Source organism: Leifsonia sp. 563 (assembly GCF_040545055.1).
Taxonomy (GTDB): Bacteria; Actinomycetota; Actinomycetes; order Actinomycetales; family Microbacteriaceae; genus Leifsonia.
Window position 1 is genome coordinate 432,598 of sequence record NZ_JBEPLE010000003.1, and the last position, 22,997, is coordinate 455,594.

Below are 22,997 nucleotides of genomic sequence, written 5' to 3' on the forward strand. Positions count from 1 at the left end.
GGATCCACTCGACGTCGTCGCCCCACGATAGTTGCTCGAGGGCCGTCGAGCGGGGCACGTCAGACCCGCCCGGCGAAGCGGTAGCGGAAGCCCGTTCCCGTCCCCGCGGTCACGACGACGTCGTAGTAGCCCCACTCGTCGACCGGCCAGTCGACCGATCGGGATCCGCGCGGCGGCACCGTGACCTGCTCGGCGTGGTCGGTGAAGTCGTTCCCCACCAGGCGGAACCGGACGGCCGCTCCACCCTCGTTCGTGAGCGTGAGGCGGAGGCTGCGCGACCCGACCGCACCGACGGCGGCCGTCGCGTGCGGGATGCCGACGTCGCGGCGGTCACCGCGCACGACGGTTCCGGCGAACCGGCGCAGGAAGCGGTCGGGACCATAGACGCTGACGTCGTACAGGCCGTCGGTCGCCGCCGCGTCCCACACCCAGTCCGCCGTCGTACCGGCCGCCAGCGTGTGCGGGTCGGCCTGGAAGGGCAGCGCGATGTTCGGGAACACCTGGTGGTTGACGCCCACCGTGCCCTGGTTGCGCATGGTCAGCGTGACCCGGCCGCTCGTGCGGTCGACCGCGACGTCGGCGCTCTGCCGGTAAGGGAGCGTCCGGTGGCGGGGCGCGCCCGCATCCTGTCCCGGCATGGACTGGGCGCCGACCGCCGGCACGGCCACGGGCGGCTTGCTGCGGTCCGCGTCCGCCGCGGCGACCAGCTGCTGCGTCTGCGCGAGGCCGGGCACGACGTCCGTCCCCGGGATGCTGAAGTCGGGATGCGCGAAGTCGAAGCAGCTCAGCAGGTCGCCCGAGACGGTCCGCCGCCACTGCGAGATGTTGGGCTCGGTGACCCCGGTGATCGCCTCCAGGAACCGGATGACCGACGTGTGGTCCGAGGTCTGCGAGTTCACCCATCCACCGCGCGACCACGGCGAGACGACCGTGAGCGGCACGCGGGAGCCGAACCCGATGGGCAGGCCGTTGACGAACTCGTCTGCGGTCCCCGCCTCCGGGAACGGCGGCAGCACGTGGTCGAAGTAGCCGTCGTTCTCGTCGTAGTTGATGAGCAGGACGGTCGAGGCCCAGGTCTCCGGATTGCTGAACAGCGCCTGCACGACGGCGTTCGTGTAGTGCGCGCCGTAGTCGGGGCTGGCCGACGGGTGCTCGCACCAGCCGTACGGGGCGACGACGTACGAGACGGTGGGGAGCGAGTTCGTCGCGCAGTCCCGGCCGAAGTCGGACAGCAGGTAGGTGACGTCGAGCCCGCGCCCGGAGTCGGCCTTCCAGCCGTCGTGAAGCCCGCCGTTGAGCGCGAGCTGCCGCGTCGCCGGATCGGAGGAGGCCAGCGCGTCGTGGTACTGCTGGAACAGCCAGAGCGGGTTGTCGCCGTAGTCGCCGACGTACGGGTGGCTGCCGCTGTCGCCGACCTCGTCGTTCGCGTAGGTCTTCCAGCTCACGCCCGCCGCCTGAAGCCGTTCGGCGTAGGTGCCCCAGCGGTACACCGGGTTGTAGTCGGCCGGGTTGTCGATGGCCGGGCCGCCGAGACCGCCCGCCGGGTTGATCATCCCGGACCACTGGTACAGGCGGTTGGGCGTCGTCGGGCCGTTGAGCGAGCAGTGGTAGTCGTCGCACACGGTGAAGGCGCTGGCCAGGGCGTGCTGGTAGGGGATGTCGTCGCGGGTGAAGTAGCCCATGGTCTGCTCGCCCTTGGCGGCGACCCAGCGGTTCCAGGCGCCCTTGTTCCACGCGGTGTGCCCGCCGCTCCAGCTGTGATCGAGACCGCCCGCGTTCTGCGAGTTGTACTTCGTCGAGTCCATGCGGAACGGCAGCATCACCTGCCCGTCGGCGCGCGATGCATCCGGCTGGTGGAAGATGTCCCCGCCTCCGGGGTACTCCAGGATCTGCTTGTCGGCGAACCCGCGGACGCCCGGGAGGGTGCCGTAGTAGTGGTCGAACGACCGGTTCTCCTGCATCAGGACCACCACGTGCTTGATGTCCTTATAGGTGCCGGTGAGTTTCGCGGCCGCGGCGGCGGGGAGGGCGGCCCGGCCGGCGGTCCCGTAGGCGACACCGGCCATGATCGCCGCGGCACCGCCCAGGAGGAGCGTCCGGCGGCTCACCCCTCGCGGGACGGAGCTGACGTACGCGGCGTTCTCGTCGAGCGGCGGCGCCGCATCGAACGTGACTTCGGGCGCGTGGCGCTCCGGCTTGGATCGGCTCATGGGTTCGCTTCCTCCGGGTGTGCGTTCGGTTCTGCTGCTGCGATGCCGGAGGGAGTGGATGCGTCCATCCGGCGGCGGATCAGGATCGTCAGGGCGCCGATCACGACGGCCGCCATCGCGAGGCCGGCCATCACCAGGCCGAGGACGTCGCCGGTGCGGGCCAACGCTCCGGGCGGGCCGGAGTGCGGGGCGGTGGCGCTCGTGCCCGGGTCGGCAGGCGCGGCTCCGCCTCCGCTGCCCGCGCCGCCGCCGCCGGTCGGGGGCGCTGCGAGCACGATGGTCGCCTCCACCGCCGCCCGATCCGACACCCAGCGGTTGGCGTTCGACGGCGATGCCTGCGGGAACCCGTCGATGACGAGGTTGGCGTCCTGCACGGTCATCGCTCCGGCGACGTAGGCGTAGTCGAGCCGGTCGAGGAGGGCTGGTCGTGCCGCCGCCGCACTCACGGTGCCGCCGAGGATGCCGGCCGTCGCGCCGGGGTCGGCGGCGGTGTCCGTCCGGGCTGTGCGGAACGCATCCACCAGGCCGGCCGCGTGGAGCTCCGACGTGACCGGCCAGGCCACCGGGCCCGCTGCGCAGTTCGCTGCCGAGGCCGCGCCGGCCCAGTCGACGTCCGACGGCGACTCCAGGTCGCCGAGCAGCAGCAGCCGGCCCTCCGGCGCCGAGGCATGAGCGGCGCGCGCGGCTCGGGCGATGGCCTGCGCCTGCGCGTACCGGGTGCTCGCCTTCTCGCCGGAGACGGCGGCCGCGGCCCCCTCGGTGCAGACCGCTGCCCGGTCGGGGCCGCCGGCGTCCAGGGCGACATCCCACACCGGCAGGTCCGTCCCGCCGATGGCGGCCGACACGGCGAGGACGGCCCCGGCCGGTGCGGGAAGCGCGGTCAGCGGGAAGGGCGCGATCACGGCGAGTCCGGTCGGGTCTTCGACCACGTTCCAGCCGAGCCGCTCCGCCACCGCGGTGGCGTTCCCGCCGGTCTCCTGCAGCGCGATCAGGTCGAAGCGGTTGACGAGTACCGACCGCGCCAGCTTGCCGACGGCGTCGTCGACGTGGGTTCCGCCATCCCACATGTTCAGCGTCGCGGCGTGCACGGCCGGCGGAGCACCGGGTTCGCTGATCGGCAGCTCGATAGTCAGCGTTGCGGTCAGGCCACTGGTCTCGGTGGCGAGCACCGTCAGCAACGGGGTCTGCGCCGGGATCGATGCGGGCGTCGTGCCCGTCACCGTCCCGTCGGGCGCGACCGCGAGCCAGTCCGGGCCGCCCTGCGCGGTGAACGTCGCCGCGGCGGGAGCCGCGCCGCGCACGCCGGTCCACATCCCGGCGACGGAGAAGCGCACGCCCGTCGACGGCGCGGCGGCGGGCCGGACGATGTCGTCGCTGAGGAAGTGGTCGACGGTCGGCTCGGTGGACCCGGTGAGCGGCGGCTCGGCTTTCAGGGCGAACGTGATGGGCGGTGCCAGGTTCACGTAGCCGTCGTCGTAGAGCAGGACGGCGGCGACGGTGTGGCCGCCGGTGAGCGCCCCCGCCGGGATCGTGACCGTCCCCGATGTCGCGTTGGGCACGTACGCCCAGGTCGTCGATGCTCCGTGCGACGCGCCGCCGCTCGGCGCCGTTGCGGGATCGTCGTAGATCCCGATCCAGTTCTTCGCGTTGGGGGTGGCGGTGGTGAACGAGAAGGTCAGCGGCTTCCCGGCTATCGGATCCTGCGTGAGGAGGGTCAGCGTCCCGCTATCGGTCGGTCCCGAGGCCGCTGGGGCGAGCCGGAAGACGACGGGCTGCGCGAGCCAGGTGTAGCCGTCGTCTGCGAGCAGGTACGCGATCACGTCGTGTCCCGACGTGAGTGCGCCCGCCGGGATGGTGACGGTGCCGGAGGTGCCGGACACGTACGACCACGCCGTCGAGCCGGCTCCGGGGTAGGTCTGGTTCAGCGGGGATTTCTTGGGGTCGTTGTAGATGGCGACCCAGTCGGTTCCTGACGCGTTCGCGTCACCGGTGGAGTACGAGAACGTCAGGTCGCCGCCGACCCGCGGGGTCGCCGTCGTGAGGGCGAGCGAACCCCCGGTGGCGTACCCGACGTGGAAGGTGACGGGCTGCGCGAGCCAGGTGTAGCCGTCCGCGTACAGGAAGTACGCGACGAGGTCGTGGCCAGGAGTGAGCCCCGCGCTCGCGACCGTGACCGTGCCGCTGGAGGCCGCCGTCGTTGCGTTGACGTACGCCCAGTCGGTGGAGGAGCCGTGGCTCTTCTCGTCGGTCGGGCCGGTGGCAGGGTCGTTGTACACCGCGACCCAGTTCTTCGTGTTCGGCTTGTCCGTCGTGTACGAGAACGTGAGCGGATCGCCGGGCGCCGGCGTGGTGTTCGTGAGCGTCAGCGTCCCGTTCGGAGCGGGCGCTGCAGCGGCCGGCTGGGCGACGACGCCGAGTGCGGCCGTCGCGGCGACGACGGCGCCGATGAGGGCTGCGGCGACGGTCGACCGGGTGATCCTGCGCACGGGTGCTCCTTCGGGTGAGGCCGCGGGCGGGGCGGGATCCCGAACCCGCACCGCGCCCGTCGGCACAGGTCCTCACCCAACCGACCGCAGCCGTCGCGGACCCTGCGGGCTCGCGACGTACGGGTGAACGGCCGTCGAACCGGAGCCGTCCACCTGGCACCGTCTGCGCACTCAGCAGCGGCGCGTAGGGGCACGGACACGCGGGATACCGGGACGAGCGGTCACACTGGTCTGTACAAGTGTTTGCACCGGGGCGGATGCACGCGACCAGGATGAGCGGAAGGACCGAACATGCCGACGCTGTATCGAGAGATCGCCGAAGACCTGGGCGCGCGCATCCTCCAGGGCGAGTTCGCCGCGGGCACCTCCCTGCCGTCGGAGAACCGGATGGCGGAGACCTACGGCGTCGCCCGCGGCACCGTGCGACGGGCGCTCGCCCTGTTGCGCGCCCGCGGCGACCTGACCTCGCGCCAGGGCTCCTCGTGGGTCGTCGCCGCGGCGCGTCAGGGGCAGGAGTTCGACGAACTTCGCTCCTTCGCCCAGTGGGCACGGAGCAGGGGGATGACGCCGGGCGGCCAGGTGGTGTCGCTCCAGACCGCGCCCGCCCGCGTCGCCGAACGGCGCCGCCTCCACCTCGACGAGGGGGACGAGGTGCTGCGGGTGGTCCGCCTCCGCACACTCGACGGCCGGCGCGTGATGCTCGAGCGGACCACGTACGCCACCTGGATGATCCCGATCATCCAGTCGCTCTCGCCGCGCGAGGCATCGGTCGTGCAGGTGCTCTTCGACCGCTTCGGGATCGTCACGGGCCAGGCCGACAACACGCTGGACGCGACCGCCGCGACGAGCGAGGACGCCCAGCTGCTCGGCGTGCGCCGTTCGTCCCCGCTGCTGCGGCTGCGCCGGGAGAGTTCCGACGCCGGAGGCCGCCCGATCGAGTACGGCGAGGACCGCTACGTCCCCGGAACGGTCGCCTTCCAGGTGCACACCCGGCTCACCGCCGCGGCGATGCGGAGGATGGGCGGCTGAGTCGATCGGGGCTCGGGGATGATCGCAGGGCGAGCCGGTGCTACGCTTTCGGCGTCCGTGCAGCAGATCGAGGAGGTGATACCCATGAACGAAACGACGTGGGTGCTCTTCTCTGAGGACACGGTCGGGCGATAGGTCGTCCGGGAGCGCCCTTCAGGCACTCCACGAAAGGCACGACCATGCACTTCGATTTCACTTCAGCACCACACCTCGTCGACGGCGTCACCGAGCGCCGCTTCACCCTCGGCGGAATCCCGGGCATCCTGTGGACGCCCGAATCCGCATCCTCCTCCGCGCCCGTCCCGCTGATCCTGCTGGGGCATCCCGGCGGCGTCGAGCAGATGTACCCGCGGCTCGTCGGGCGAGCGCGACAGGCCGCGGCCGACGGCTTCGCTTCGCTCACCATTGAGCTGCCCGGGACGGGCGACCGCCCGCCATCGGCGGTGACGGAGGAGGCGCGCGCCGACCTCGGTCGCACGCTCGCGGCGGGAGACCCGGTCGGCCCTGACCTCGTCGACCGTCTCGTGCTCCCGCTCGTCGAGGGGGCCGTCCCGGAATGGCGGTCGGCGGTGGATGCGGCTCTCGCACTGCCGGAGATCACCGGTCCGGTCGGGTACTCCGGCGGATTCATCTCCGTCGGCGTCCGGCTGGCTCTCACCGAGCCACGGGTGGTCGCGGCCGGGCTCTTCGCCGGCAGCTACATCCCGTCCGTCATCCAGGAGGAGGCGCGGCAGGTCACCATCCCGCTGCATGTGCTCCTGCAATGGGATGACGAGGGCAACGACCGGCAGGCGGCGCTCGACCTGTTCGACGCGTTCGGCTCGACGGAGAAGACGTTGCAGGCGAACCTCGGCGGCCACCGGGGTGTCCCCGCGTTCGCCGGCGAGGACGCGGCCCGGTTCTTCGCCCGGCACCTGCGCTGACGACATCGGGCCACCCGTCGGAAGGCGGGTGGCCCGATACTTCGCGTCGGCGGACGCTACGACTGGAGCCACTCCAGCAGGTCGGCGTTGATCGTCTCCGCCTGCGTGGTCGGCATCCCGTGCGGGAAGCCCGGGTACGACTTCAGCGTGCCGTTCTGGACGAGCTTCGCCGAGAGGGGGCCCGAGTCGGCGTACGGCACGATCTGGTCGTCCTCGCCGTGCATGACGAGGACGGGCACCGAGATCTTCTTGAGGTCCTCGGTGAAGTCGGTCTGCGAGAACGCGACGATCCCGTCGTAGTGCGCCTTCGCGCCGCCCATCATGCCCTGACGCCACCAGTTCTCGATGATCGCCTCGGACGACTCGACGCCCGGCCGGTTGAACCCGTAGAACGGACCGGACGGCAGTGCCCGGTAGAACTCCGACCGGTTCTTGGCGAGCTGCGCCTGCAGGTCGTCGAAGACGCTCTTCGGCAGACCGCCGGGGTTGTTCTCGGTCTGCACCATGATCGGCGGAACGGCGCTGATCAGCACCGCCCGGGCGACCCGGTCCTCGCCGTAGGTGGCGATGTAGTGAGCGACCTCGCCTCCACCGGTCGAGTGGCCGACGTGGATGGCGTCGTGAAGGTCGAGCGCCTCGACCACGGCGCGCAGGTCGGCGGCGTAGTGGTCCATGTCGTGCCCGTCGCCGGACTGCGTGGAACGGCCGTGGCCCCGGCGGTCGTGGGCGACGACGCGGTAGCCGTGCTGCAGGAAGAACAGCAGCTGGGTGTCCCAGTCGTCGGCCGAAAGCGGCCAGCCGTGGCTGAAGACGATGGGTTGACCGGTTCCCCAGTCCTTGTAGTAGATCTCGATGCCATCTGACGTGGTGACAGTGCCCATGGTTCCCTCCGGGAGTGGCGAAGCGGGGTGCTGTGGGACGGTGCTGCGGAACGTTCGGCGCGCTCTCAACCTAGCCGTCGGTACGGGTGCGGAACCAGGGGTACCGGACCGACCGTCAGCGACCTGCCAGCGAGCCGCCGATCCCGCCGACGCTGAAGTAGCGGTTGAGCACGGCGAATACGACGATGGGCGGGATCATCATGACCACGGCGACGCTCATCACCGGACCCCAGTCGGTCTGGTTCTGCTGGAAGAAGGTCTGCAGTCCGATCGGAAGCGTGTAGTTCTGGTCGGAGCGCAGGAACACGACCGCGACCAGGTAGTCGTTCCACGCCAGCAGGAACGCGAAGATCGCCGTGGAGAGCACTCCGGGAAGCGAGTTGCGCAGCACCACGCGCGTGAAGCTTCCGAACACGGAGCAGCCGTCCATCCACGCGGCCTCCTCGAGGCTGATCGGGATGGAGTCGAAGTAGGCCGCCATCATCCAGATCGCGACCGACATCGTGCCGCCGACGTACAGGATGACGACCCCGCCGAGCGTGTCGACCAGGCCGATCTGCGCGAACAGGATGAACAGCGGGATGACCGCGGTGACCACCGGGAGCGACTGGATGACGAAGAGCGTGAGCGAGAACCCGGCGACGAGCCGGCCGCGGCCACGGGAGAGCACGTATCCGGCCGGCGCGGCGATCACCACGGACACCGCCACGGTGATGAGCGTGACGATCAGACTGTTTCCCACCCACAGCGCGATGTCGGTCGACGTGAACACCGTCGCGTAGTTCTCGAGTGTGACCCCGGTCGCGCTGCTCCCCAGCGAGGGCTGCAGCGACAGGGCGACGACAGCGGCGAGCGGGACGAGGACGACCGCGCTGATCGCGGCAAGCAAGGCGAACCGCCACCAGCGGCCGCGGTCTCCGGCGGGGCGCACCGCACGCGCCGGGGCCGAGGTGGTCGGTTGAGCGAGCGCGGTCATTCGATCCCCGCCTTTCGGATCTGGCGATAGAGGGTGACGCTCACCACGATGAGCACGAGCGTCATCAGGAACGCGATCGCGACACCGGGGCCGGTCTGGAAGTTCTGGAACACGGTCGTGTAGGCCAGCACCACCAGGGTCTGGGTCGAATCCACCGGACCCCCGCCCGTCAGCAGGAAGATCGTCGGGAAGTCGTTGACGCAGAAGATCGTCATGAGGATCCAGCTGATGTAGGTGGACCGGGCGATCATCGGCAGCGTCACGAAACGGAACGTCTGCCGCGGCGTGGCGCCGTCGACCCGGGAGGCCTCGTAGACGGTCGTGTCGACCGACGCCAGGGCCGACGACATCATCATCATCATGAACGGGAAGCTCACCCACACCTTGAACACGCACACCGTGATCTGCGCGAGGAGAGGGTCGGCGAGGAACAGCACATCCCCGAACCCCAGGGCCTTCGCGATAAGGGGGAGCGGGCTCTGCGGCGTGGCCACCAGCCAGTTCCACGAAGTGGACGACACCACGATCGGAACCACCCAGGGCAGGAGGAGCAGCACCTTCAGCACTCCGCGCGCGGGGACGCGGGTCCGCAACAGCAGCGCGAGACCCAGCCCGATGGCCCAGCTTCCGAAGACCCCCACGATGGTGAAGACCACGGTGAAGCCGGCCGCCCGCCAGAACTCCGGTGAGGTCAGGACGGCCGCGTAGTTCTGCAGCCCGACGAACGAGCCGGCGTCGACGAGATCGCCGTCGCGCAGGGACTGCTGCCCGGCGTAGATCACCGGATACAGGTTGAGCAGGAGCAGCAGGAGGATGGCGGGCACCGCGAAGAGCAGGAGGGTGAGCCCGCGCGAGCTCAAGCGGCGGGGGCGCCGGCCTCCCGGGCGGCCGGGACCGGCGACGGCGACGCCCTGACGGGCGCGGCGGACGGAATCGAGGACGGAGGAGGACGTCACGGGCGTCACTTCTGCTGGGAGGTCAGGGTGCGCTGGAGCGTCTGCAACGCTTCCTTCGGCGTCGCCTTCAACGAGAGGACGCTCTGCGCGAAGGTGCTCATCGCCGGCGTGCTGTCGACCAGGGAGACGTCGGCGAAGAGAGCGTCACCTCCCGGAGCCGCCCACGTCTTGCAGATCGGCTGCCACTTCTCGACCATCGCGACGGCGTTCGCGTCCGCGCGGAACTCGGGCGTCTGCGCGATGGACTTCAACACCGGGAGGCCGACGCCGGTCTTCTGGGTCCACAGCGGCGCCATGTTCTTGTAGTAGTAGGTGAGGAAGGCCTCGGACCCCTTCTGGCTGGGCGTGCGCCGGTACATCATGATGTTGTTCGGGAAGTACAGCGCGCCCTTGCCTCCCCCGGCTCCGGTCAACGGATCCGTGACCGCCATGTCCGAGACCAGCGACCCGCCGAGCACCTGGGCGAGGCCCGGGCCCTCGAAGCCCATCCCGAACGTCCCCGCTTTCCACTGGCTCTGCGCGTTGGTGGTCGAGTAGCTGACGCTGCCCGGGTCCATGTAGCCCTTCCGCACCAGCTCGACGACGAACTCGAGAGCCTCGATGTTCGCCGGGGTGACGCAGTCGGGCTTCTGGTCCGCATTGAACAGGCCGCCGCCGTTGTTGATCAGCAGGCCGACCAGCGACTGGAAACCGTTCCCCTGGGCGCCGGAGGCGATCCCGAAGCCGAACACGCCGATCTTCTTGAGGGCCGCGCAGACGTCGAGGTACGACTGCCAGTCGGTCGGCGGTTCTACACCGGCTTTCTCGAGAAGGGACTTCCGGTACCAGAGGGCCCGCATGTCGAGGTTGTACGGAACGGCGACGTAGCCCTTGTCGGTCTTCATCGTGTCCAGCAGGCCGGGGAGGAAGTCGTCGTAGAGGCCGTCCTTCCGCCACGACTCCAGAAGGCCGTCCGCGTAGGCGATGTGGTTCTTCTCCGCGAACTGGAACGCCTGCGTGCCGCTGCCGCTGCTGACCGCCGGGCCTGTTCCCGACGCGATCGCGGAGGCGAAGGTCGTCGTGAAGTTGGCCCACTGGACCGCTTGATATCCGGCCGCGGGGAGCCCGTCCGCCGGCTTGTAGGCGAGGGTGATGCGCTTGTCCAGCGGCGAGAATGCGGTGCCGCCCCAGGGCATATTCCAGAACTTCACCGTCGATGACCGCGTCCCTCCCGGGGAGCAGGCGGTGAGTGCGGCGAGGACGGCCAGACCGCCCGCTCCCGCGAGCAGGCCCCTGCGGGAGACGGTGCTCGAGATCAACCCGTTCGTCATGTGTCTTCTCCTCCATCGGCCGGTTCATTCCGGCGGCTTTCTCCGTCGAATAGCGGGGAGTTGCGCAAAATCAATGCGAGGTGATCAGCGCAGGCCCGATCATTTCAGCTAAATTGCGCCAGATCAAGCGTTCATGATTACGAAAGTTTGCGTGGGTCTCGAGGCCGCGAGTAGGGTGGCGTCATGGTCGATCAGGGTGGCTCGCGCGGCCGGCCGACGCTCTCCGATGTGGCCAGGGTCGCCGGCACGAGCGTCCCGACCGTGTCGAAAGTCCTGCGGGGCGGCACGGATGTGTCGCCGTCGACCCGCGAGCGAGTCATGGATGCCGTCCGCTCGGTGGGCTACGCGCGAGGGGGGAAGACCCAAGGGCCGGACGCCGATGCGCCCGCGATGATCGACCTCGTCGTCAATCACGTCCACGGAACGTGGGCCAACGGCGTGCTCACCGGTGTGGAGAACGCGGCCACCACGGCGAACGTGGATGTCGTCATCACCATCGCCCGGGAGGACGGCAACTGGGTTTCCCGGCTGCTCCGGCGCCCGTCGCACGGCGCGGTCGTCGTGCTGGTGGATCCGGCCCCCAGCCACTTCGCCGCTCTCGAGGCCGCGCGCATCCCCGTCGTGCTGGTGACACCGATGAGCGAGCCGAGCGCACCCGTCGCCCGTGTCGGCGTGACCAACTGGGACGGCGGCCGTTCCGCCGCCGAGCATCTGCTGTCGCTCGGGCACAGGAGGTTCGCCGTGGTCGGTGGCGACCGCACCCACCTGTACAGCCGGGCGCGCATCGACGGCTTCCGCTCGGCCCTCGACGTCTCGGGGACGCCGCCGTGCGCCGTCGTGCACGGCAACTGGGATCGCCGGCTGGCGGCGGAGGCCGTCGCACCCCTGCTCTCCGCTCCCGACCGGCCCACCGCGGTGTTCGCGTGCTCAGACCTGATGGCCGTCGGCGTCTACGACGCGGCGGAGAAGCTCGGGCTGCGTGTCCCCGAGGACCTGAGCGTGGTCGGCTTCGACGACGTGCCGGAGGCGAGTTGGGCCTCGCCGCCGCTCACCACGATTCGGCAGCCCATCTCCGAGATGGGGGCGGTGGCGGTGCGCCTCCTGCTCGCCAGCTCCGACGGCGGCGGGGCAGCGACCGAGCCGCCCCGCGTCGACCTGTCCACTCAACTGGTCGTCCGCCGGTCCACCGCCGCCCCGCGCTGACGCGGGTACCGTGACGGGCGTGCAGACCTTCCTGCCCTATCCGTCTTTCGCCCGGAGCGTCCGCGTGCTCGACCGCGCGCGCATGGGCAAGCAGCGCGTCGAGGCGTTGCAGGTGCTGCGGGCGATCACCGTTCCCGGGTACGGCTGGCGCCACCATCCTGTCGCGAAGATGTGGCGTGGATACCTCCCCGCGCTGACGAAGTACGCGCTCGAGTCGACGGACGCATGGATCGAGCAGGGCCACGCCGATACCGTGCGGCCGCAGGTACTGGCTTTCGCGCCGGAGGTCGAGGCGCTGTCGCAGGAGGAATTGGAGCCGCCGCCGTGGATCGGCGACCCGGACTTCCACCGCAGCCACCAGTCGAACCTGGTCCGCAAGGACGCCGAGTTCTACGGGCCGCTGTTTCCGGGGGTGCCCGACGATCTGCCCTACGTCTGGCCTGTGCCGACGCGGGAGTGAGCCAACGCGCTGAGCCAACGCGCGACGAGATTCGAATCGGTTCGACTTGCAAGCCCGTGTGAGAATTGACACGGCGAACGGCTGGAGGGGCGATGGCGGCGACGATCCGGGATGTGGCACGGGTCGCGGGGGTGACCCCGAGCACGGTGTCGTACGCGCTGTCGGGCAAGCGGGCCATCTCCGAGGAGACGCGGGAGCGCATCCAGCGGGCCATCGTGGAGCTCGACTTCACGCCCAACGCCGGCGCCCGCGCCCTGGCGCTGTCGCAGACGAACGTGCTCGGTCTGTTCCTCCAGTTCCAGGAGGACGAGTTCGCGCCCGCGATGCTGCAGTACGTGCTGCCGGTGTCGACGACGGCCCGCAATCACGGGTTCGACCTGCTGATGGTGACGGACCCCGACGTGGATGCGGCCATCCGCCGCACCACGTCGTCGGCGATGGTGGACGGGGTGGTCCTCCTCGACGTCACCTACGACGACCCGCGACTGGAACCGCTGCGGCAGACCCGCCAGCCGGCCGCACTCATCGGGTATGCGAAGAACGCCGAGGGCTTCGACGCGGTCGACCTCGACTTCGGCGAGGCGGCACGGAATGCTCTCGATCACCTGCACGGGCTCGGGCACAGGGAGGTCGTCGTCGTCACGCCGCCACGGCACGTCTCGGAGCGCGGTGGCTCGTACGCCTGGCGGTTCAGCGATGCGGCGGCGGAGCGGGCAGCGCGCCACGGCATGCAGCTGCACATCGTGGAGGGGGAGTCGCGCCAGCCCGCTCTCGGGCAGGCCGTCACGGCCGCGCTCGACCGGTATCCGTCCGCGACGGCTCTCGTCGTGCACAACGACGCAACGATCGCCGCGCTGCCGTCGTTGCTGCATGAGCGCGGGATCTCGGTGCCCGACGACCTCTCCGTCGTCGGCATGTTCTCCGCCGAGTTCGGGACGGCGTTCTCGCTGCCGTACACCTCCGTCGACACGCGTCCGGAGCTGCTGGGGGAGTGGGCGGTGTCCCGCCTCGTGGAGCGCATCGCCGATCCCGAGGGTGCCGAGCCGCCTCAGGTGCGCCTGATCGAGCCGGGGTTCGTCGACCGGGGCAGCACGCGCGCGGTCTGAGCCGCGCCGCGCACATTCGTGCCGAATGTGCGTTTTGAGCGCTCCACTCCGCACATTCGTGCCGAATCTCCGCCGTCCCCTCGCGAGATTTGCGCCAAATCTCGGTTATCGCGGCCGCTTTCCCACGATTTGCGCCAAATCTCGGTAATAGCGGCGCGTTTCCCGCGATTTGCGCCAAATCTCGCGGGGTGGGGATGCGTCGAAGCGGTTCGGTGACGAGGTCGGGCACGCCCGGAGAGGGGGTGTAACGGGCCGTCTGCGGGCTGAATCGGAGCGAGAAGGTGCCGATTCGCGCAGGAGCGAAGCGGTTCGACTTGTGCAGCACGCGCGAGCGCGCTATCTTCATCGAAGCGGTTCGACAATAGTCGGGCCGACGACTTCCCGATGGAGCGAAGGAGGGGCGCGATGGCCGTCACCATCACCGACGTGGCACGTGCAGCCGGCGTCTCCACGAGCACCGTCTCGTACGCCCTCTCCGGCAAGCGCTCCATCTCCCCGGACACCCGCCGCCGCATCGACGAGGCGATCACGAACCTCGGCTTCATCGTCAATGCGGGCGCCCGCGCGCTCGCCACCTCGCAGACGATGGTCATCGGCCTGCTCACGCAGTTCCATGCCGACGAGTTCGCCCCCGCCATGCTCGAGTACATCCTTCCGGTGTCCGACACGGCCCGCGAGCTCGGCTACGACATCCTGCTCGTCACCGAACTCGACAGCGTCGCCGCCCTGCGCCGGGTCACCAGCTCCGGGATGGTCGACGGCGTCGTCCTGCTCGACGTCGTCCACGAAGACCCGCGCCTGGCCACTCTCCGTGACGCCGCGCAGCCCGGAGCCCTGGTCGGCCTCCCGAAGCACACCGAGGGCCTCGACGTCTTCGACCTCGACTTCGGCGAGTCCGCCCGCATGCTGGTCGACCACCTCTACGCGCGCGGCCACCGCGAGATCATCGTCGTGTCGCCCCCGCTCCACGTCTTCGAGCGCGGCGGCGCCTACGGCTGGCGATTCCGGGATGCGGCCCTCGAGCGCGCCGCCCGTTACGGCCTGCAGATGCACCCGTACTACGGCGAGGCGCGGCAGCCCGAGATCGGCCGGAGCATCAACGCCATGCTCGACGCCCGGCCCACCGCCACCGCGCTCATCGTCCACAATGACGCGACGATCGCGGCGCTGCCCTCGGTGCTCACCGCGCGCGGCGTCAGCACGCCCGACGACCTCTCGGTCGTCAGCCTCTACGCGAAGGACTTCGGCCGAGCGTTCTCCCTGCCGTACACGGCAGTCGAGAGCTCACCCGATGAGCTGGGCCGCTCCGCGGTCCGGCAGCTCGTCCGGCGGATCACCTCACCCGATCTCGCCGGTCCGGCGGTGACGAGATTCGTCGCCCCCGAAATAACCGACCGTGGGAGCACCCGATGAACCGCCCCACGCAGCACGCTCAGCGCCCCCGGCCGGACTCGCCCCAGTGCACGATTCAAGGAGGAATACTGTGATCACCAAGAAGACCTCGCGCCTGCTCGGCGCAGCGGTCGTCGCCGCGGCGGTCGTCGCCGGCGTCGCCGCCTGCTCGGGCTCGGGCTCCGGCTCGAGCGGAAGCGCCGGAGGCACCTACACGTTCTGGGATCCGTACCCGCAGTTCGACGCATCGGCCGACTGGACGAAGCTCGTCGAGCAGTGCGGAACGGAGGCCGGAGTGACCGTGAAGCGCACCGGCTACGACACCAGCGACCTGACCAACAAGGCGCTGCTCGCCGGCCAGCAGGGCAGCTCCCCCGACCTGCTGCTCGTCGACAACCCGGTCGTCTCGACGCTGGCCGAGGCCGGCATCCTGACCACCACGTCGGAGAACAAGCTTGACACGTCCGACATCCAGAAGAACATCCTGGCTGCCGGTCAGCTCGACGGGAAGACGTACGGCGTACCGATCGGGGCCAACACCCTGGCGCTCTACTACAACAAGGCCGTGCTGTCGGCCGCCGGGGTGGACGCGAGCTCGATCAAGGACTGGTCGACGCTCACCGACGCCCTCGCCAAGGTCACGGCCGCCGGCAAGAAGGGCATCACCTTCTCGGCGATCGGGACCGAGGAGGGCAGCTTCCAGTTCCTGCCGTGGTTCTGGGGCTCCGGCGCCAACCTGACGAAGCTGGACTCGGACAAGGCCGAGCAGGCGCTCTCGCTGTGGACGGACTGGGTGAAGAAGGGATACGCCCCCAACTCGGTCATCAACAACACGCAGACGACGTCGTGGCAGGAGTTCGCCACCGGCGACTTCGCGTTTGGTGAGAACGGCACCTGGCAGCTGGGCAACGTGAAGAAGGCCGGGATCGACTACGGCATCCTCAGCATCCCGGCGATGGATGGGGGAGCGGCTCCCGCTCCGACCGGCGGCGAGTTCATGACGCTCCCCGTACAGAAGGACACCGCCCGCTACGCCACCTCGAAGAAGATCGCCGAGTGCCTCACCAGCACGAAGAGCTTCGTGAAGACCGACACCACGCTCTCCTACATCGCCCCCACGGAGGCGGCGCAGAAGGAGCAGGTCGCCGCGAACCCGGAGCTGCAGCCGTGGGTCGATGCCGTCGCCGCGGCGAAGGGCCGCACCAGCGACGACCTCGGCACGAAGTACCCGAAGATCTCCAAGGAGCTCTGGACCGCGGTCCAGAACGCCCTCAGCGGAGCGCAGTCGCCCGCGGACGCCCTGAAGGCGGCCCAGACGGCAGCGGCCGCAGCCACCAAGTAACCCGAGCACGACCAGCAACGCAACTGAGGAAACACCGATGACGACAACTCAGACAGCGTCGCGCGGCACGGCCACGGACGGGGGTGGGACGGTGCGAGCCGCCGTCCCACCCGCGCCCCGGCGCCGGCATCGGCGCGGCTCGTGGACGGCGTGGGCGTTCCTCGCCCCCGTCGTGATCTACCTGGTCGTGTTCTACGCGTGGCCGCTCTATCGTAACGTCGAGCTCAGCGTCCGCGACTACACCGTCCGGTCGTTCGTGATGGGCGACGCCCCGTTCGTCGGGCTCGACAACTACATCAAGGTGCTGCAGGATCCGACCTTCGGGCCGGCGTTCTGGCACACCGCCGTCTTCACCCTCGTCTCGATCGCGTTCCAGTTCACGATCGGGCTGGCGCTGGCGGTGTTCTTCCACCAGAACTTCCGCCTCTCGGCCACGCTGCGCGCCCTCTTCCTGGTGCCGTGGCTGCTTCCGCTGATCGTCTCCGCCTCCACCTGGTCGTGGATGCTGAACAGCGACTCCGGTGTCGTCAACGCGGCGCTCGAGGCGTTCGGACTGCCCGGGATCAACTGGCTGACCTCGCCGGACTGGGCGCTGACCAGCGTCATCATCGCGAACATCTGGATCGGCATCCCCTTCAACCTGGTCATCCTCTATTCAGGCCTGCAGAACATCCCGCAGGAGCTGTACGAGGCGGCGTCGATCGACGGGGCCAACGGATGGCAGCGCTTCTGGCGGGTGACCTTCCCGCTGCTGCGCCCGGTGTCGGCGATCACCCTGCTGCTCGGGCTGATCTACACGCTCAAGGTGTTCGACATCATCTGGATCATGACGCGCGGCGGGCCCGGAACGGCGTCCACGACGTTCGCGACCTGGTCGTACCAGCTCGGGTTCGCCTCGACCCTGCCGGACTTCAGCCCGGCGGCCGCGGTCGGCAACCTGCTGATCATCCTCGCTCTCGTCTTCGGCTTCGTGTACATCCGCACCCAGAGGAAGCAGGACCTCGCATGAACGGCAAGCGGCCCTGGTGGAAGACCGTCGTCGGTGTCGTGCTGACGCTGGTGATGCTCTTCCCCGTCTATTGGATGATCAACGTCTCGCTGACTCCGACGAGTCTGATGCGGAAGAGCCCGCCGGACCTGTTCCCCATCCACGCCACCTTCGAGGGCTATCAGGCCGTGCTCGACCAGCAGCTGCCGTACCTCGGCACGAGCCTGCTCGTCGGGATCGGCACCGTGATCCTCACGGTCGCGATCTCGGCTCCGGCCGCGTATTCGCTGGCGAAGCTGCGCCCACGCGGCCGCGGCGTCCTCAACTTCCTGCTGCTCATCGCGCAGATGATCCCCGGGATCATCATGGCGATGGGGTTCTACGCGATCTACCTCAACCTCGGCATCCTGAACACGCTGTGGGGCCTGATCATCGCGGACTCGACGCTGGCCGTGCCGTTCGGCGTGCTGATCTTCAGCGCGTTCATGTCCGGCATCCCCGACGAGCTGATGAACGCCGCGAAGATCGACGGCGCGAGCACCTGGCGCACGTTCCGCTCGATCGTGCTCCCGGTCAGCCGCAACTCCATCGTCACGGTGTCGCTGTTCGCGTTCCTCTGGGCGTGGTCCGACTTCGTGTTCTCGTCGACGCTGAACAGCGGCGGGGCTCTGCAGACGATCACGCTCGGCATCTACAAGTACATCGGCAACAACAACCAGGAGTGGAACGCCATCATGGCGACCGCCGTGGTCGCGTCGGTGCCCGCCGCCGTGCTGCTCGTGCTCGCGCAACGCTACGTCGCCGCCGGCGTCACCGCCGGGGCCGTGAAGGACTGACCGTGACGAACCTCAGCACCATCGCGTCGACCGACGTCGCCGTCGACCTGTCCGAGATCCCGTTCTCCGTCCGGGGCAGCTGGCTCGACATCTCGCCGGTGATCGGCACGCACCAGGTGTCGGACGACCTCCATCTCGTCAGCCATGTCACCGGGATGCACGCCGTGCTCCGGCTCACGCCGGTGGCGCGCGCCGCCACCGCGGCCCGTGTCGAGGCCACCGCCTCCCGCGTCGCCTGGACCGCGGGCGACGGGCTCGTGGAGGCCGTGTTCGAGCATCCCGGAGCCATACGCTTCCGCGGCCGGGGACTCGGGATGCGGTTCGCCGCCTCCGACGAGCTGACCCCGTTCACCGGTGGGTACCTGTTCACCGATCCCGTCGACGGAGCCACCACGTTGACCAGCTACGAGACCGGCCGGCGCTACCGGTTCACGGTCCTGGCCGGTTCGGCGGAGATCGTGGGCGACGGGCTGCTCGGCAGCGGAGCCCGGGAGGTGGCGTTCGGCGCGGACGACCCGTGGGAGGTCCGGCTGGAGCAGACCGAGGCGGGTCCGCGTCCACTCGACGCCACCGCATCCTTCGACGACCTGGTAAGGCACCGCCGTGCGGAGTTCGCGGCGTACTGCTCCGGCCTGCTGGCCGGGGCGGAGGCGACGCCCACCGCGGTGAAGGCCGCGTACGTGCTCTGGTCGGCCACCGTCGAGCCCGGCGGCTTCGTCGGCCGCGAGGCGGTGCTGATGTCGAAGCACTGGATGGACAAGGTCTGGTCGTGGGACCACTGCTTCAACGCCCTCGCCCTCGCACCGCTCGATGCGGAGGCCGCTCTCGACCAGTTCCTCCTGCCCTTCGACCACCAGGACGCGGGCGGAGCGCTGCCCGACTCGGTCACGCACTCCGAGGTGCTCTACAACTTCGTGAAGCCGCCCATCCACGGCTGGGCGTTCCGGCTCCTGCGGGAGCGCGTCTCCACACCCTTCGACGACGGAGCGCTGCGCCTGGTGTACCGGAGGCTCTCCGCCTGGACACGGTTCTGGCTCGACAGCCGCCGCGCACCCGGTCATGCGCTCCCGTACTACCAGCACGGCAACGACAGCGGGTGGGACAACTCAACGCTCTTCGACCGGGATCGGGTGGTCGAGTCGCCCGACCTCGCCGCGTTCCTCATGCTGCAGCTGGATGAGCTGGGCAGTCTCGCGGTCGAGGTCGGAGAGTCTCCGGCAGAGTGGGAGGACGAGCGCATCGCGATCGAGCGGGCGCTGTTCGACGAGTTGTGGGCGGGCGACCACTTCGTCGCCCGGTCGGTCGCCTCGGGGCGGCCGTCCACCTCCACGAGCCTGCTCGGGTCGCTCCCCATCGTGCTCGGAGACCGTCTTCCCGCCGACATCGCGTCCGCGCTCGCCGCCGCGGTCGAGGCCCACCTCACACCGTGGGGACCGGCCACCGAGCTGCCTGACTCGGCGCAGTACACCGCCGACGGCTACTGGCGCGGACCGGTCTGGGCGCCGAGCACCCACCTCATCGTCGACGGCCTGCGCCGCGCCGGGCACGGCGAGCTGGCCGACCGGGTCGCGGACGCCTTCCTCGCCGCCTGCGAGCGCTCCGGATTCGCCGAGAACTTCGACGCCCTCACCGGCGACGGCCTGCGCGACCGTGCCTACACCTGGACGGCAGCGGTCTACCTGCTGCTCGCCACCCACCGACCGTCGGGAGAACGATGACCCTCACCTCGACCGCCCTGCTGACCGGGGGACCGGTCGTCCCCTCCCGCAGCCTCCTCCGGCCGCTCGGACCGGACGAGGTCCGCATCTCGGGCGGATTCTGGGCCGACAAGCAGCAGCTCAACGCGACCGTCATCCTCGACCACTGCGAGACGTGGATGGAGCGGATCGGCTGGATCGGCAACTTCGACCGTGCCGCCGCGGGCACCGTCGCCGAGCACCACGACGGGATCGAGTTCGTCGACTCGGAGGTCTACAAGCTGCTCGAGGCGATGGCCTGGGAGCTCGGCCGTCGTCCCGATGCCGGGCTCGAGGCGCGCTACTCGGCCTTAGCCGCCCGCGTGGCGGCGGCGCAGGAGCCTGACGGCTACCTGCACACCGCCTTCGGGCGTCCCGGTCAGCGTCCGCGGTACAGCGATCTCGAGTGGGGCCACGAACTGTACTGCTTCGGCCACCTCTTCCAGGCGGCGGTCGCGCGTGCACGGAGCGGGCATCCCGACGACGTGCTCGTCCGGACCGCCCGGCGGCTGGCCGACCACGTCGCCCGCGAGTTCGGCGAGGGCGGCCGGGATGCGATCTGCGGTCACCCGGAGATCGAGCCGGCGCTGGTCGAGCTCGGGCGCGCCCTCGGTGAGCAGCGGTACATCGAGCTGGCGCGGATCTTCGTGGAGCGGCGCGGCCGCCGGACCCTCGCCACGACCCTGTTCCAGGGCAGCGACTACTTCCTCGACGACGTGCCGGTCCGCGAGGCGACCGTGCTGCGCGGGCACGCGGTCCGCGCCGCCTACTTCACGGCCGGGGCGGCCGATGTCGCCGTCGAGACCGGCGACGACGGCCTGCTCGCCGCCGTGCAGAACCAGTGGCGACGGACGGTCGCGCACCGCACCTATCTCACGGGCGGGATCGGCTCGCACCACCAGAACGAGGAGTTCGGCGCCGACGACGAACTGCCGCCGGATCGCGCCTACGCCGAGACCTGCGCCGCCATCGGCTCCGTCATGGTCAGTTGGCGCCTGCTCCTGCAGACCGCCGACCCGGCTCATGCGGACCTCATCGAGCGGACGCTCCTCAACGCGGTGCTCGTCTCCCCCCGGGAGGACGGCCGCGCGTTCTACTACGCCAACACTCTGCACCAGCGAGAGCTGGCGTCGGAGACGCACGACGACGAGCTGAGCGAGCGCGCAGAGGCCAACCTCCGCGCGCCCTGGTTCGAGGTGTCCTGCTGTCCGACGAACGTCGCCCGCACGCTGGCGAGCGTCGGCGCGTACTTCGCGACGGCCGACGACGACGGCGTCCAACTCCACCAGTACGCGGATCTGGATGTGGATACGGCCCTCCCGGACGGCAGGCACGTCGCGCTCGCCGTCCGCACCGGCTACCCCTTCGACGGTCGAGTGGTCGTCTCGGTGGTCGAAGCGTCGGAGTTCACCCTGAGCCTGCGCATCCCCGCCTGGTCTCGCGGCCGGGCGCGCGCGAGCCTGAACGGCGAACCCGTCCCCGTCGACGGCGACGTCCTGCGTCTGCGCCGTGCCTTCGCTCCGGGCGACGAGCTGGTGCTCGACCTCGACACCTCCCCGCGGTTCACCGTCGCACCCGACGCGGTCGACGCCGTGCGCGGGACCGTCGCCGTCGAGCGCGGGCCGCTCGTGCTGTGCCTGGAGTCGGTGGATCTGCCCGGCACGACAGGGTTCGATCGCGTCCGGGTCGACACGGGAACTGCGCCGGTTTCCACCGCAGACGGTGCGTCCGTGCGGCTGATCGTGGAAGATGGGCGCAACGACGACCGCGACGACGCCGCCGACCGCGTCCCCACCGACGACTGGCCGTACCTCCGCCTCGACTCCGCCGTGACCGCCCGGTCGGGCCAGGCGGTCACGGCGGGCCTCATCCCCTACGCCCACTGGGCGAACCGCGGACCGAGCCTGATGCGGGTGTGGATCCCCGCCGCAGGCTGACGACGCTCGGCTGCCGGCGAGTCATCGGGGCCGGCAGCCGAGTCCTTCGAAACGCCTCAGCGCCGCGCGCGCCTGGCCGCACGGTTGCGCGCGAGCACCCAGCCGACGACTCCGCCGACCAGGAAGACCAGCACCACCAGCAGCCAGGTCGGCACCTGAACCTGCGTCCACAGCACGAAGATGGTCGCACGGTCGCCGCCGACGAGGTTCTGCACGGCGACGATCACCAACAGCAGGATGAGGACGATCGCCAGCCACTTGCGTTTCAGGAACCGCGTCAGACGGTTCTCGTCATCCCGGCCGGAGTTCCCCGCGCTGCTCATCCGGTCAGTATGGCGGTGGGGAGGGGTGGGTCGCCAGGGGCGGCTAGCCTCGACCTGTGGATGAGGAAGAGGCGCTCGCCGGGGGAAACGCCGGGGGCGCGGTGGTGCGCATCGGCGACACGGTCCGCAAGCCGTGGACGGCGGCGACGCCGAGCGTCGTGTCGTTCGTCGAGCACTTGCGGGTGTCCGGTGTGGATGCGCCCGCCCCGCTGGGCCGCGACGACGAGGGGCGGCAGGTCCAGGAGTTCGTGCCGGGCCGTCTGGCGATGGATGCGGACCCGCTCACCCTGTCCGAGCTGCATCGGGTCGGGGAGATGGTCCGCGCTATCCACGACGCGAGTGCGGACTTCATCCCGCCGCCGCATGCGGTCTGGGAGACGGCGATCCCTGCACCCGGCGCGGAGCTCGTCTGCCACAACGACCTGGCTCCGTGGAACCTGATTGTGGGTGACCGCTGGCTGTTCATCGACTGGGACGCCTCCGCCCCCAGCACCCGCCTCTGGGATCTGGCCTACGCCGCCCAGGCGTTCACGCTCAACGACCCGGCCCGCGCCCCCGAGGACTCCGCCCGGGCGCTCGCGGCATTCGTCGACGGGTACGGCGCCGACAAGAGTCTGCGCGCCAACCTCCCGACCGAGATGGGCCGCAGGACCCAGGCGATGTACGACCTGCTCCACACGTCGAACCGCGCGGGTCGCGAGCCGTGGGCGACGATGTACGAGACCGGGCACGGAGCGCACTGGCGGGCGGTGACCCACTACGTGACCACTCACCGCGACATGTGGGCGCGCGCCCTGTAGAACCCGGGCCGAGATTCGTGCCGAATGTGCGCTTTGAGCGCCGCAAAGCGCACATTCGGCACGAATGTGCGGCGCGAAGCAGCACGCCGCGGGACGGACGGAC

At 70.0% G+C, this 22,997-nt stretch carries 19 protein-coding genes; 12 read left to right on the plus strand and 7 right to left on the minus strand.

Features of this window, described 5'->3' with window-relative positions:
* Window positions 1-59: 59 nt before the first annotated feature.
* Window positions 60-2,210, minus strand: a complete 2,151-nt coding sequence (locus ABIC47_RS12615; protein ID WP_354480836.1) for a phosphocholine-specific phospholipase C — start codon at window positions 2,208-2,210, stop codon at window positions 60-62.
* The gene (locus ABIC47_RS12620; protein WP_354480838.1) at window positions 2,207-4,696 is read right to left on the minus strand and encodes a hypothetical protein; all 2,490 of its coding nucleotides are present in this window, start codon (window positions 4,694-4,696) and stop codon (window positions 2,207-2,209) included. The genes ABIC47_RS12615 and ABIC47_RS12620 overlap by 4 nt, the downstream gene beginning before the upstream one ends.
* A 291-nt stretch (window positions 4,697-4,987) precedes the next feature.
* Here ABIC47_RS12620 and ABIC47_RS12625 point away from each other — a divergent pair, with 291 nt between their 5' ends.
* Entirely contained in the window at window positions 4,988-5,725 is a 738-nt protein-coding gene (locus ABIC47_RS12625) for a GntR family transcriptional regulator (RefSeq protein WP_354480840.1), read from the plus strand.
* A gap of 179 nt (window positions 5,726-5,904) precedes the next feature.
* Entirely contained in the window at window positions 5,905-6,648 is a 744-nt protein-coding gene (locus ABIC47_RS12630; protein ID WP_354480842.1) for an alpha/beta hydrolase, read from the plus strand.
* Window positions 6,649-6,704: 56 nt separating this feature from the next.
* Here the strand turns inward: ABIC47_RS12630 and ABIC47_RS12635 are convergent, their stop codons facing one another.
* From ABIC47_RS12635 to ABIC47_RS12650, 4 genes are all read right to left on the minus strand, one after another.
* Window positions 6,705-7,529, minus strand: a complete 825-nt coding sequence (locus ABIC47_RS12635) for an alpha/beta fold hydrolase (RefSeq protein ID WP_089880485.1) — start codon at window positions 7,527-7,529, stop codon at window positions 6,705-6,707.
* Between the two features lie 115 nt (window positions 7,530-7,644).
* Window positions 7,645-8,505 carry a carbohydrate ABC transporter permease gene (locus tag ABIC47_RS12640; protein ID WP_354480844.1) on the minus strand — a complete coding sequence of 287 codons (861 nt, stop codon included), beginning with the start codon at window positions 8,503-8,505 and terminating at the stop codon, window positions 7,645-7,647.
* Window positions 8,502-9,461: a carbohydrate ABC transporter permease gene (locus ABIC47_RS12645; RefSeq protein ID WP_354480846.1), complete on the minus strand. Its 960-nt coding sequence runs from the start codon at window positions 9,459-9,461 to the stop codon at window positions 8,502-8,504. The genes ABIC47_RS12640 and ABIC47_RS12645 overlap by 4 nt, the downstream gene beginning before the upstream one ends.
* A 5-nt stretch (window positions 9,462-9,466) precedes the next feature.
* On the minus strand, window positions 9,467-10,771 hold the full coding sequence (locus ABIC47_RS12650; RefSeq protein WP_354480848.1) for an ABC transporter substrate-binding protein: 1,305 nt from the start codon (window positions 10,769-10,771) through the stop codon (window positions 9,467-9,469).
* A 183-nt stretch (window positions 10,772-10,954) separates the two neighbouring features.
* Between ABIC47_RS12650 and ABIC47_RS12655 the strand changes: the two genes are divergently transcribed.
* From ABIC47_RS12655 to ABIC47_RS12695, 9 genes are all read left to right on the plus strand, one after another.
* Complete coding sequence (locus tag ABIC47_RS12655; protein ID WP_354480849.1) at window positions 10,955-11,974, plus strand: LacI family DNA-binding transcriptional regulator; 1,020 nt, start codon at window positions 10,955-10,957, stop codon at window positions 11,972-11,974.
* Between the two features lie 19 nt (window positions 11,975-11,993).
* Window positions 11,994-12,434: an MSMEG_6728 family protein gene (locus ABIC47_RS12660; RefSeq protein ID WP_354480851.1), complete on the plus strand. Its 441-nt coding sequence runs from the start codon at window positions 11,994-11,996 to the stop codon at window positions 12,432-12,434.
* A gap of 92 nt (window positions 12,435-12,526) precedes the next feature.
* Window positions 12,527-13,540 (plus strand): LacI family DNA-binding transcriptional regulator, encoded by a 1,014-nt coding sequence (locus ABIC47_RS12665; RefSeq protein WP_354480853.1) that lies wholly within the window; start codon window positions 12,527-12,529, stop codon window positions 13,538-13,540.
* 405 nt (window positions 13,541-13,945) lie between these two features.
* Window positions 13,946-14,953 (plus strand): LacI family DNA-binding transcriptional regulator, encoded by a 1,008-nt coding sequence (locus ABIC47_RS12670; protein ID WP_018189608.1) that lies wholly within the window; start codon window positions 13,946-13,948, stop codon window positions 14,951-14,953.
* Between the two features lie 70 nt (window positions 14,954-15,023).
* Window positions 15,024-16,274, plus strand: a complete 1,251-nt coding sequence (locus ABIC47_RS12675; RefSeq protein WP_020075757.1) for a sugar ABC transporter substrate-binding protein — start codon at window positions 15,024-15,026, stop codon at window positions 16,272-16,274.
* 37 nt (window positions 16,275-16,311) lie between these two features.
* Window positions 16,312-17,283 (plus strand): carbohydrate ABC transporter permease, encoded by a 972-nt coding sequence (locus tag ABIC47_RS12680; RefSeq protein WP_354480855.1) that lies wholly within the window; start codon window positions 16,312-16,314, stop codon window positions 17,281-17,283.
* Complete coding sequence (locus ABIC47_RS12685; protein ID WP_018189611.1) at window positions 17,280-18,098, plus strand: carbohydrate ABC transporter permease; 819 nt, start codon at window positions 17,280-17,282, stop codon at window positions 18,096-18,098. Before ABIC47_RS12680 ends, ABIC47_RS12685 begins: the two co-directional genes overlap by 4 nt.
* A 2-nt stretch (window positions 18,099-18,100) precedes the next feature.
* Entirely contained in the window at window positions 18,101-19,816 is a 1,716-nt protein-coding gene (locus tag ABIC47_RS12690) for an amylo-alpha-1,6-glucosidase (protein ID WP_354480857.1), read from the plus strand.
* Window positions 19,813-21,771, plus strand: coding sequence for a glycoside hydrolase family 127 protein (locus ABIC47_RS12695; protein WP_354480859.1), 1,959 nt, complete (start codon window positions 19,813-19,815; stop codon window positions 21,769-21,771). Before ABIC47_RS12690 ends, ABIC47_RS12695 begins: the two co-directional genes overlap by 4 nt.
* Before the next feature lie 56 nt (window positions 21,772-21,827).
* Here ABIC47_RS12695 and ABIC47_RS12700 read toward each other — a convergent pair whose 3' ends face one another.
* The gene (locus ABIC47_RS12700; RefSeq protein ID WP_354480861.1) at window positions 21,828-22,094 is read right to left on the minus strand and encodes a DUF1049 domain-containing protein; all 267 of its coding nucleotides are present in this window, start codon (window positions 22,092-22,094) and stop codon (window positions 21,828-21,830) included.
* A gap of 56 nt (window positions 22,095-22,150) precedes the next feature.
* Here ABIC47_RS12700 and ABIC47_RS12705 point away from each other — a divergent pair, with 56 nt between their 5' ends.
* Window positions 22,151-22,894 (plus strand): phosphotransferase, encoded by a 744-nt coding sequence (locus ABIC47_RS12705; protein WP_354480863.1) that lies wholly within the window; start codon window positions 22,151-22,153, stop codon window positions 22,892-22,894.
* The last annotated feature ends 103 nt before the right edge of the window (window positions 22,895-22,997 follow it).

Coding starts and splice junctions, on each gene's coding strand:
- ABIC47_RS12615 (WP_354480836.1), bottom strand. CDS start 2,210: ATGAGCCGATCCAAGCCGGAGCGCCACGCGCCCGAAGTCACGTTCGAT.
- ABIC47_RS12625 (WP_354480840.1), top strand. CDS start 4,988: ATGCCGACGCTGTATCGAGAGATCGCCGAAGACCTGGGCGCGCGCATC.
- ABIC47_RS12630 (WP_354480842.1), top strand. CDS start 5,905: ATGCACTTCGATTTCACTTCAGCACCACACCTCGTCGACGGCGTCACC.
- ABIC47_RS12635 (WP_089880485.1), bottom strand. CDS start 7,529: ATGGGCACTGTCACCACGTCAGATGGCATCGAGATCTACTACAAGGAC.
- ABIC47_RS12640 (WP_354480844.1), bottom strand. CDS start 8,505: ATGACCGCGCTCGCTCAACCGACCACCTCGGCCCCGGCGCGTGCGGTG.
- ABIC47_RS12650 (WP_354480848.1), bottom strand. CDS start 10,771: ATGACGAACGGGTTGATCTCGAGCACCGTCTCCCGCAGGGGCCTGCTC.
- ABIC47_RS12655 (WP_354480849.1), top strand. CDS start 10,955: ATGGTCGATCAGGGTGGCTCGCGCGGCCGGCCGACGCTCTCCGATGTG.
- ABIC47_RS12665 (WP_354480853.1), top strand. CDS start 12,527: ATGGCGGCGACGATCCGGGATGTGGCACGGGTCGCGGGGGTGACCCCG.
- ABIC47_RS12670 (WP_018189608.1), top strand. CDS start 13,946: ATGGCCGTCACCATCACCGACGTGGCACGTGCAGCCGGCGTCTCCACG.
- ABIC47_RS12680 (WP_354480855.1), top strand. CDS start 16,312: ATGACGACAACTCAGACAGCGTCGCGCGGCACGGCCACGGACGGGGGT.
- ABIC47_RS12685 (WP_018189611.1), top strand. CDS start 17,280: ATGAACGGCAAGCGGCCCTGGTGGAAGACCGTCGTCGGTGTCGTGCTG.
- ABIC47_RS12695 (WP_354480859.1), top strand. CDS start 19,813: ATGACCCTCACCTCGACCGCCCTGCTGACCGGGGGACCGGTCGTCCCC.
- ABIC47_RS12700 (WP_354480861.1), bottom strand. CDS start 22,094: ATGAGCAGCGCGGGGAACTCCGGCCGGGATGACGAGAACCGTCTGACG.